The organism is Nocardioides sp. P4_G4, from assembly GCF_056401085.1.
On sequence record NZ_JBFUKA010000060.1, the window covers coordinates 18,996 to 28,254 of the forward strand.

Genomic DNA, 9,259 nt, shown 5'->3' on the forward strand with positions numbered 1-9,259 from the left:
CGGGTGTCGATCGACCTGACGTGGCTGCCAGGTGGTCCATGCGGGTGGGCATGCCTCGGTTCCGGACCCGGGTCAGGGTTGCAGCTGGTCCAGCAGCTTTAGCGCTCGCGTGCGGCACTCGTCCGAGTCGGGCAAGGGACGAGCGCTGACCTCCTGCACCAGGCGCTGGGCCAGCTCGTGGAGCCTGACGCCCTTGTCGTCGGCGTAGCGGCAGAGCATGGCGAACGCCTGCTCGTCATCGCATCCGAGCGCCACCATGACGACACCCTTCGCCTGCTCCACCGCGGACCTGGCCTTGGCCACCCGGACCTGGGCCTCCTCGGCCTCTCGCTGCGAGCCCGGTCCCGCCTCGGTGAGGTCGACCAGGAAGCCGGTGACCTGCTCGACCCTGCCATCGGCCCCCAGATGGCCGCGCCCGACGGACAGGACGTACCGGACCTCGTCCTTGGCGTCGATGATGCGGTGGTAGCAGCTGAAGGGCAGCGCGTCCTCGATGGCGGTCTCCAGGACGTCGAAGGCGCGTGCCACGTCGTCGGGGTGCTTGTGACGAAGAACGAGCTCGGTGGTCGCAGGCACCGACTGAGGCGCATAGCCGTGCAGCTCGTAGAGGCCGTCGGACCACGACCAGTGGTCATCCGGCACCGTGTACGTGAAGTACCCGACCGGGGTGTGGTTCGGGCTGCCATCGAAGTGCAACTCGTTCACGGCGTCCGACTCCTGCTCGATTGACGGTGTCAGGCCGCGCCGTGACGCGCGTGAGCACGACGACGGCGAGGGACCGGCCCAACAGAGATCCTTGCCGCCAAGCATCCTTTCCCGTGACGGTGGATCTGTCACCACCCCTGGGTCGGCGACGCGGAATGCTCGAGCGACGCGTGAACGCCCGATGGTGTTGCCTCCCAGCCGGTGACGCGATCATGCTGGAGGTCAGGCGTCCGCCGACGCCCGGCCCGGAGGGAGGGCCCCGATGATCCTCGTGGTGGGTGGAACGGGCGACCTGGGCAGTCGCATCGTCAGGCGATTGCGTGACGGCGGGCATGAGGTCCGTTGCCTCGTGCGTCCCGGCGCGGACCCCGCAGCACTGCGCGGGTCGGGGGTCGAGGTCGTGCGTGGGGACCTCGCCGATCCCCGGAGCCTCCCGGCGGCGTGCCGGGGAACGCACACCGTGGTCGCGTCGGCCACGGCCATCGGCCGGGTCCTCGCCGGCGCCAGGCACCCCAGCATCCAGGAGGCCGACGAGGCCGGGATGGCGTCCCTCGTCGAGATCGCGGAGGGCGCGGGTGTGGAGAGGTTCGTGTATGTGTCGTACGCCGGTGTCGACTCGTCCCTGGGCACGCCTCTGGAGCGCGCGAAGGAAGCGATCGAGAAGCGGCTCGCGCTGTCATCCATGCGGAGAGTGGTCGTGCGCCCGGATGCCTTCCAGGAGATCCACCTCGCGCCCGTCGGGCGGTTCGACATCCTCGGCGGCAAGGTGTCGGTGTTCGGGAGGGGCGACACCAAGCGGCGATGGGTCGCTACGGAAGACGTCGCCGCGCTCGTCGCCGCCGTCGCTGGGGAGGTCGACCCACCCGACATCATCACCTTCGGCGGGCCGGAGGCGATCAGCCGCAACGAGGCCATCGGCATCGCCGAACGGGCGACGGGAAGGAAGATGAAGGTCCAACGGATGCCGCGCTTCGTGGCTCGAGCAGGTATGAGGATCCTGGACCGTCCCAGTCCCGCGACGGCGACGATCTTCGGCACAGGGCTCATGCAGGACCTGCTCGAGGTCACGTGGGACGACGCGCCGCTGCGCGAACGGGGTATCACTCCGCGTTCGGCCAGCGACTGGATCCAGGAGCAGGCCCGGGCCGCGCGCTGACGCTCAGCGGTACGAGCCTGGATCAGTGCCTCGCCTCTCTCACATCACCATGTCCCGCAGCACCGACGCCCCGGCCAGCTGACCGGCGTACGCCGCGGCCAGGACCGAGGGCATCGGCATCGGAAGATCGGCGACGTGCGCGAGGTCGCCGGCGGCGTACACCCCCGGCACGCTGGTCTGGCCGAACACGTTGACGGCGATGCAGCCGCTCTCGCGCATCTCCAGCCCGAGCTGGGCGGCGAACGGCGCGGCCTGCTCCCAGGCCGGGTGTGCGAAGAGCCCGTCCACGACCACCGAGTCGGACCCGGACGTCACGCGCAGGCCCGCGGGGGTCATCTCGACACGTGTCACGGGAGGGACGACCTCGAGCGAGCCGGCGATGGGCGTCAGCATCGGGACGAGGTGGCCGGCGGCAGGGGAGTCCTGGATGGCGACCCGCCGCCCGCCGAGCTCGTGGCCGTGGCAGAACGGGCAGACGTGGACGGTGCGACCCCACTGCTCGGCGAAGCCGGGGACGTCGGGCATCAGGTCGCGCAGCCCGGTGGCCAGCACCACGGTGCGCGACGCGACGACCGAGCCGTCGGCCAGGGTGGTCTCGAAGKTGCCGTCGTCACGACGAGCGACCGCGGACGCGGCGAGGTCCCGGACCTCCACGTCGTCGTACGCCGCCAGCTCGCCGCGGACGATCGCGCGGAACTCGGCCGGGTCCCGGCCGTCGTTGGTGACGATGTTGTGCATGGCGTCGACCGGGCCGTTGCGGTAGGCCCCGGAGTCGAGCAGCAGGGTGGGCCGGTGCATCCGGCCGAGGGTCAGGGCGGCCTGGAGGCCCGCCGGGCCACCGCCGATCACGAGTGCGTCGTACATGTCTTCCTCCAGCTGGGCTTGTCAGGTGGCACCAGCCTGTGACTTCATGTCGGGATGAAGTCAAGCCGTGCTCGCACCTGGTCCGTTGGCGAGGTCGCCGAGCGCTTCGGACTGCCCACCAACGTGTTGCGGCACTGGGAGTCGGTGGGACTGCTCGAGCCCGCGCGCGACACCGCCGACCGGCGTCGCTACGTGCGCGACGACATCGCCCGGGTCGCCGCGATCCAGCGCAACAAGGACGCCGGGATGACCCTCGACCAGATCGCGGTGCTGCTCGATGCGGGGGCGCCCGAGCGGCACGCCGTCCTCCAGGGCCACCTCGACGACCTCGACCGCCGGATGGAGCAGATGCGGATCTCGCGAGCGATGACCGAGCACGCCTACCGCTGCCAGGCGCACGACATCAGCGCCTGCCCGCGCTTCCAGGCGCACCTCGCCGACCTGATGGCGGCCTTCGACTAGCTGGGTGGGTCACATCTGCGGAGGCGTCTCGATCCCGAGCAGGTCGAGCCCCTGGGACAGCACGGCCAGCGTCAGCGCGGCCAGCGAGAGCCGGGACTCGCGCAGCGGCGGCGTCGCGGCCTTCAGCACGGGGCAGTGCTCGTAGAACGCCGAGAAGTCCTGCGCGAGGTCGAAGAGGTAGGTGCAGAGGCGGTGCGGCTCCAGGGTGTCGCCGACCTCGGCGACCACGTTCCCGAAGGACAGCAGTCGCAGGGCCAGCGCGCGCTCCGCCGGCTCGCCGAGCGTGATCGCGGCGGCGTACGACGGCTCCACACCCGCCGACCGGAAGATCGAGTGGATCCGCGCGGTCGCGTACTGGAGGTAGGGGCCGGTGTTGCCGACGAAGGCGAGCATCCGGTCGAGGTCGAAGACGTACTCCGAGTCGTGGGCGACCGAGAGGTCGGCGTACTTCACCGCCCCGATCCCGACCACGGGCGCGATGGCCGCGCGCGTCTCCTCGGGGAGCTCGGGTCGGCTCGCGTCCACCTCGCGGCGGGCGTTGGCCTGCGCCTCCTCGAGCAGCGCCATCAGCCGCAGCGGCGCCCCGGAGCGCGTGCGCAGGATCTTGCGGTCCTCGCCGAGCACGTTGCCGATGCGCACGTGCACGACCTCGACGCGGTCGGGCAGCCACCCGGCCAGGCGCGCGGTCTCCCAGACCATCTCCAGGTGCAGCGCCTGGGGGGCGCCGATCACGTAGAGGCAGCGGTCGGCCCCCAGTCGCTCGACCCGGTGCCGGATGGTGGCCAGGTCGGTGGTGGCGTAGCCGTAGCCACCGTCGGACTTGCGGATGATCAACGGCTGCGGCTTGCCCTCGCGACCGGTGTAGCCGTCGAGGAAGACGCACAGCGCGCCCTCGCTCATCGTGGCCAGGCCCTTCGCCTCGAGCTCGTCGCAGATCCCGGCCAGGTCGTCGTTGTACGTCGACTCGCCGGCCAGGTCGTCGTCGGTCAGGGTCACGCCGAGCGTGTCGTAGATCCGGTTGAAGTAGTGGCGGGACAGCTCGACCAGCTCGGTCCACAGCCGCAGGGTCTCCGCGTCGCCGGCCTGCAGGGCGACCACCCGGGCCCGAGCGCGCGTGGCGAAGGCCTCGTCGCCGTCGAACTGGGCGCGGGCCGCCTGGTAGAAGGCGTTGGGGTCGCTCTCCAGGAGCAGCGCCTCGTCCGAGCCCTCGCCGACGGCCAGCAGGTGCTCGATGAGCATGCCGAACGGGGTGCCCCAGTCACCGATGTGGTTCTGGCGCACGACGCGGTGGCCGAGGTGCTCGAGCGTGCGTGCCAGGGCGTCGCCGACGACCGTGGTGCGCAGGTGCCCGACGTGCATCTCCTTGGCCACGTTGGGGGCGCTGTAGTCGATCGGCACGACCTGCGCCTGCTGGGTCGGCACCCCGAGGCGAAGGTCCACGGCGAGCTCGGCCAGCAGCGAGGTGACCCACGCGTCGTCGTAGGTGATGTTCAAGAACCCGGGTCCGCTGATCTCCACGCCGGCCGGCAGGTCGCCCAGCTCGGCGACGACCCGGGTGGCCACCTCCCGCGGGTTGGTCCCGACCCGCTTGGCGAGCGCGAGTGCCGCGTTGGCCTGGACGTCGGCGTACTGGCTGGGCCGCAGCACCGGGTCGGTCCCCTCGAACTCCGGTCCCAGGGCGCGCGCGATCGCGGCGGAGAGGGCGGGGGTGAGGACGTCACGCGGGTCGGCCATGCGGCCAACCCTAGGGTTGCGGGCATGCCGCTTCCCATTCCTCCCGGCCTGGACGTGCAGCGGCGGCTCGGCCCCGACTGGGAGTCCTGGCTGGATCGCCTCCCGCGCCTGGCCTCGGACGTCGTGGACGAGTGGCAGTTGGTGCTCGACGGGCCGCCGATGCACGGCTACGCCTCGCTGGCGCAGCCGGTGCGCACCGCCGGTGGGCGGCCCGCGGTGCTCAAGGTCGCCTTCGACGGCGACGACGAGTCGCTGCACGAGGGGATCGCGCTGCAGCGCTGGCACGGCGACGGGGCGGTCGAGCTGCTGCGGGCCGACCCGCACCGGCGCGCCCTGCTGCTCGAGCGCCTGCACACCGAGGACCTCGGCGACCTGTGGGACGTCGAGGCGTGCGAGGTGGTCGCCGGCCTCTACGCCCGCCTCCACGTCCCCGCGCTGCCCCAGCTGCGCACCCTCACGTCGTACGTCGAGCGGTGGGCCGCCGCCCTCGCGTCCATGCCGCGCAACGCACCCGTGCCACGCCGCCTGGTCGAGCAGGGGCTGGCGCTGGCCCGCGACCTGGTGGCGGACGAGGCCAGCACCGGCACCCTGGTCCACGGCGACCTGCACTACGCCAACGTGCTGGCGGCCGACCGGGAGCCGTGGCTGGCCATCGACCCCAAGCCGATGGACGGCGACCCGCACTACGAGCCCGCGCCGCTGCTGTGGAACCGCTGGGACGAGCTGTCCGGCTCCGGGCAGTCGGTGCGCGACGGGGTGCGGCGCCGCTTCCACACCGTGGTGGACGCGGCGGGCCTCGACGAGGACCGGGCGCGCGACTGGGTGGTCCTGCGGATGGTGCTCAACGCGCACTGGTCCGTGCAGGACGCCGAGCGGGCCGGCCGCGACCTCGACGCCGACGAGCGGGAGTGGATCACCCGGTGCATCGCCATCGCCAAGGCGGTCCAGGACTGACCGACGGCACGGGGGTGACCGGCCTACCCGCAGGGGTGGGACCGATCCGGTCCGCGAGTTTGCTACCGCCGCGTAACCGGGTGATCTAGGTTACTCCCCACACGCGTTCTGCCCGCCCGATTGAGCCCGCAACCGAGTGACACAGGGAGTCCCATGCCCATCCAGTACGACGAGAGCTTCGTCGACAACCTCAAGCCCAACGTGGCGGTCCTCTTCCTGGACCGTGTCGAGAAGTCTCCGTCCAGCGAGGCGTTCCGCTACCCCAAGGGCGACGCCTGGGAGTCCATCACCTGGCAGCAGGCGGGGGACCGGGTCTCGGCCCTTGCGGCCGGCCTCCTGTCCCTGGGCCTGGAGTCCGAGCAGCGGGTGGGCATCGCGGCCAGCACGCGCTACGAGTGGATCCTGGCCGACCTGGCCGTGATGTGTGCCGCGGGTGCCACCACGACGGTCTACCCGAGCACCAACGCCGAGGACACGGCGTACATCCTCAGCGACTCCGAGTGCCGGTTCGTGTTCGCCGAGGACGACGAGCAGGTCGCCAAGCTGCGCGCGCACAAGGTCGAGCTGCCGCACCTGGACAAGGTCATCACCTTCGACGGCGCCACCGACGGCGACTGGGTCATCTCCCTCGAGGACCTGGCCGCCCTGGGGGCGAGCTACCTCGCCGAGCACCCCGGCGTCATCGCCGAGAAGGCCGCCGCGATCACGCCCGACCAGCTCGCGACCCTGATCTACACCTCCGGCACGACCGGTCGCCCCAAGGGCGTGCGGCTGCGCCACCGGGCGTGGGTCTTCGAGGGTGCGGCCATCCAGGTCCAGAACATCCTCGACGAGAGCGACCTGCAGTTCCTGTGGCTGCCGATGGCCCACTCGTTCGGCAAGGTGCTGCTCTCGGCCCAGCTGGCGTGCGGCTTCGCGTCCGCCGTGGACGGTCGCGTCGACAAGATCGTCGACAACTGCGCGACCGTCAAGCCGACCTTCATGGGCGCCGCACCGCGCATCTTCGAGAAGGCCTACGGCCGCATCCAGACGATGCAGGCGGCCGAGGGCGGCGCCAAGGAGAAGATCTTCCGCAAGGCGTTCGAGGTCGGCCTCAAGGTCGAGGGGCTCAAGCGCGAGGGCAAGTCCGTCCCGCTGCCCCTCAAGCTCCAGCACGGCCTCTTCGACAAGCTGGTCTTCAGCAAGGTCCGTGAGCGCTTCGGCGGACGGGTGCGCTTCTTCATCTCCGGCGCGGCCGCGCTCAACCGGGACATCGCCGAGTGGTTCAACGCCGCGGGCATCGTGATCCTCGAGGGCTACGGCATGACGGAGAACTCCGCGGGAGCCACCGTCAACCACCCCGACGACAACCGCATCGGGACCGTCGGCCGGGCACTGCCCGGCGCCGAGGTCAGGATCGGGGACGGCGACGAGGTGCTGCTGCGCGGACCGCACGTCATGGAGGGCTACCACAACCTGCCGGAGGAGACCGCGAAGGCGCTCGACGCCGACGGCTGGCTGCACACCGGCGACAAGGGCTCCCTCGACGCCGACGGCTACCTCACCATCACCGGCCGCATCAAGGAGCTGTTCAAGACCTCCGGCGGCAAGTACATCGCCCCGCCGGCCATCGAGTCCAAGTTCAAGGCGATCTGCCCCTACGCCAGCCAGTTCATGGTGTTCGGCGACGAGCGCAACTACGTCATCGCCCTCATCACGCTCGATCCCGACGCGATGGTCGGCTGGGCCGCCGAGAACGACATGGCGGGTGCGTCGTACACCGAGGTCGTCCGCAGCGACAAGGTCAAGGCGATGGTCACCGGGTACGTCGACGAGCTCAACACCCGGCTCAACCGCTGGGAGACCATCAAGAAGTGGGAGCTCCTCGACCACGACCTCACCGTCGAGTCCGGCGAGCTCACCCCCTCGATGAAGGTCAAGCGCAACGTCGTCGAGGGCAACTACAAGGAGACGATCGACCGCCTCTACGCCTGATCGCGCGGATCACGTCACGGACGGGTGCCGGTGGGAGACCACCGGCACCCGTCCCGCGTCCGCGGCCCGGCAGCAGATCCCGGCGGTCGCCCGCACCGCGGTGGTGACAGGATGGCGGCGTGCCTCCTGCTCAACCCGTCGGTGCCCCCGCACCCGAGGACGGGTCCATCCCCGACGACGCCTACGCGGAGTTCGGTCGACGCCCCTTCGGGCTGTACGTCCACGTCCCGTTCTGCACGGTGCGCTGCGGCTACTGCGACTTCAACACCTACACCGCCGAGGAGCTGGGGGACGCCCCGGGCGCCTCCCGGTCGACGTACGCCGGTGCGGTCATCGACGAGATCCGGCTGGCCCGCCGCGTGCTCGGTCATCGCGACGTCAAGATCGAGACCATCTTCTTCGGCGGCGGTACGCCGACGCTGCTGCGGCCCGCCGACCTCGGCGCCGTGATCGCGAGCGCGGCGGCCGAGTTCGGTCTCGCCGACGACGTGGAGATCACCACGGAGGCCAACCCCGACAGCGTCGCGGCGTGGGACCTCGAGGAGCTGCGATCGGCCGGCTTCAACCGGATCAGCTTCGGCATGCAGTCCGCCGTCGACCACGTCCTGGCGGTGCTGGACCGCACCCACGACCCGCTGCGGGTACCGGCGGCCGTGGAGTGGGCGCGTGCGGCGGGCTTCGACGAGGTCAGCCTCGACCTGATCTACGGCACGCCGGGGGAGTCGATCGCCGACTGGGAGACCAGCCTGGACGCGGCGCTGGCCTGCGAGCCGGACCACGTGTCGGCGTACTCCCTGATCGTGGAGGAGGGCACCGCCCTGGCCCGCCGGGTCCGGCGCGGGGAGCTGCCGATGCCCGACGAGGACGACGCGGCCGACAAGTACCTCCTCGCCGACGAGCGGCTCACCGCCGCGGGGCTCGAGTGGTACGAGGTGTCCAACTGGGCGCGCCGACCCGAGAGCCGCTGCCGCCACAACATGCTCTACTGGACCGGCGGGCACTGGTGGGGCGCCGGTCCCGGCGCCCACTCCCACATCGGCGGCGTGCGGTGGTGGAACGTCAAGCACCCCGCGGCGTACGCCGACCGGCTGGCCGCCGGGCTCAGCCCGGCTCACGGGCGCGAGGTCCTCACCGAGGCGGACCGCCGCTTCGAGCGGATCCTGCTCGAGCTCCGGCTCCGCGACGGACTGCCGGTGCTGGCCCTGGGGCGTGCCGGACGGGCCGAGGTCGCGCGGCTGGTGGAGGAAGGGCTCGTCGAGCTGCACACCGAGCGGCTCGTGCTGACCCGCCGCGGACGGCTGCTCGCCGACGCGGTCGTGCGCGACCTGACCGCCTGACCACGTCTGGGGTAGTCCGTGACGATCGGACCCTCGGTCCGGCCGTTCCTTGGTCCCTTCGTCACGGACTACC

At 71.3% G+C, this 9,259-nt stretch carries 8 protein-coding genes; 5 read left to right on the forward strand and 3 right to left on the reverse strand.

The window, feature by feature from the left end; genetic code table 11:
- Nucleotides 1-72: 72 nt before the first annotated feature.
- Complete coding sequence (locus AC1DQF_RS14740; RefSeq protein WP_477525971.1) at nt 73-705, reverse strand: PAS and ANTAR domain-containing protein; 633 nt, start codon at nt 703-705, stop codon at nt 73-75.
- A gap of 262 nt (nt 706-967) precedes the next feature.
- Here AC1DQF_RS14740 and AC1DQF_RS14745 point away from each other — a divergent pair, with 262 nt between their 5' ends.
- Complete coding sequence (locus tag AC1DQF_RS14745) at nt 968-1,861, forward strand: SDR family oxidoreductase (protein WP_477525972.1); 894 nt, start codon at nt 968-970, stop codon at nt 1,859-1,861.
- A gap of 39 nt (nt 1,862-1,900) precedes the next feature.
- Here the strand turns inward: AC1DQF_RS14745 and AC1DQF_RS14750 are convergent, their stop codons facing one another.
- On the reverse strand, nt 1,901-2,725 hold the full coding sequence (locus tag AC1DQF_RS14750) for an NAD(P)/FAD-dependent oxidoreductase (RefSeq protein ID WP_477525973.1): 825 nt from the start codon (nt 2,723-2,725) through the stop codon (nt 1,901-1,903).
- A 54-nt stretch (nt 2,726-2,779) separates the two neighbouring features.
- On the opposite strand from AC1DQF_RS14750, the gene AC1DQF_RS14755 reads away from it, so the two are divergent.
- Nucleotides 2,780-3,187, forward strand: a complete 408-nt coding sequence (locus tag AC1DQF_RS14755; RefSeq protein WP_477525974.1) for a MerR family transcriptional regulator — start codon at nt 2,780-2,782, stop codon at nt 3,185-3,187.
- 9 nt (nt 3,188-3,196) lie between these two features.
- Here AC1DQF_RS14755 and argS read toward each other — a convergent pair whose 3' ends face one another.
- Nucleotides 3,197-4,921 (reverse strand): arginine--tRNA ligase, encoded by a 1,725-nt coding sequence (gene argS, locus AC1DQF_RS14760; RefSeq protein WP_477525975.1) that lies wholly within the window; start codon nt 4,919-4,921, stop codon nt 3,197-3,199.
- Nucleotides 4,922-4,945: 24 nt separating this feature from the next.
- Here argS and AC1DQF_RS14765 point away from each other — a divergent pair, with 24 nt between their 5' ends.
- The 3 genes from AC1DQF_RS14765 to hemW all read left to right on the forward strand — a co-directional run bounded on the left by AC1DQF_RS14765 (nt 4,946) and on the right by hemW (nt 9,186).
- Nucleotides 4,946-5,875, forward strand: coding sequence for an aminoglycoside phosphotransferase family protein (locus AC1DQF_RS14765; RefSeq protein ID WP_477525976.1), 930 nt, complete (start codon nt 4,946-4,948; stop codon nt 5,873-5,875).
- A gap of 153 nt (nt 5,876-6,028) precedes the next feature.
- Nucleotides 6,029-7,849 (forward strand): AMP-dependent synthetase/ligase, encoded by a 1,821-nt coding sequence (locus tag AC1DQF_RS14770; protein WP_477525977.1) that lies wholly within the window; start codon nt 6,029-6,031, stop codon nt 7,847-7,849.
- A gap of 119 nt (nt 7,850-7,968) precedes the next feature.
- Nucleotides 7,969-9,186 carry a radical SAM family heme chaperone HemW gene (gene hemW, locus AC1DQF_RS14775; protein ID WP_477525978.1) on the forward strand — a complete coding sequence of 406 codons (1,218 nt, stop codon included), beginning with the start codon at nt 7,969-7,971 and terminating at the stop codon, nt 9,184-9,186.
- The last annotated feature ends 73 nt before the right edge of the window (nt 9,187-9,259 follow it).

Excerpts from the sequence above, each read along its gene's own strand:
- AC1DQF_RS14770 (WP_477525977.1), top strand. The coding sequence starts at position 6,029 with ATGCCCATCCAGTACGACGAGAGCTTCGTCGACAACCTCAAGCCCAAC.
- AC1DQF_RS14755 (WP_477525974.1), top strand. The coding sequence starts at position 2,780 with ATGAAGTCAAGCCGTGCTCGCACCTGGTCCGTTGGCGAGGTCGCCGAG.
- AC1DQF_RS14745 (WP_477525972.1), top strand. The coding sequence starts at position 968 with ATGATCCTCGTGGTGGGTGGAACGGGCGACCTGGGCAGTCGCATCGTC.
- AC1DQF_RS14765 (WP_477525976.1), top strand. The coding sequence starts at position 4,946 with ATGCCGCTTCCCATTCCTCCCGGCCTGGACGTGCAGCGGCGGCTCGGC.
- argS (WP_477525975.1), bottom strand. The coding sequence starts at position 4,921 with ATGGCCGACCCGCGTGACGTCCTCACCCCCGCCCTCTCCGCCGCGATC.